The organism is Staphylococcus sp. 231237_7MaSpsaltlick (assembly GCF_043107035.1).
In genome coordinates this window covers 1-386 of record NZ_JBICNX010000451.1, presented here as the reverse complement: position 1 = coordinate 386, position 386 = coordinate 1, and the positions used below count along the sequence as shown (strand labels likewise).

At 27.2% G+C, this 386-nt stretch carries 1 protein-coding gene; it reads right to left on the bottom strand.

Features of this window, described 5'->3' with window-relative positions; translation table 11 throughout:
* Positions 1–138: 138 nt before the first annotated feature.
* Positions 139–386: hypothetical protein (locus tag ACF91D_RS32300; protein ID WP_392438792.1), on the bottom strand; the 248-nt coding region annotated here is incomplete at its 5' end.

The window sequence follows — 386 nt, the reverse complement described above, 5'->3', positions numbered from 1 at the left end:
TTTAATAGTTTTGAGGAGTTCTTTGAGTACAAGCAATATTTCACTGGCCAATTAAGTAGGGCAATTGAAATTTATTCAAATAAAAAATAAGCATACTTATTCATCAAAATACCCACCTAACATTATAGATGGGTATTTTTAAATTTTGCTATATAATTGATTTAAAGTTGTAAGTAATTCATTTTCAAATTCGTTATTTAGCTTCTCAACTTTTGTATATAGCTCTTTATTAGTTGTACTTAAGTCAATAGTCACAGATTCACTTTCATTCTTATACATACTTTCGTAACTGTAATTTAATTCAATTGAAGAATCATAGTCTGCTGATAAAACAATACAAGTCGCAGATTGATTGGGCATATATCTTCTCTTTTTGAGCTTCAAAA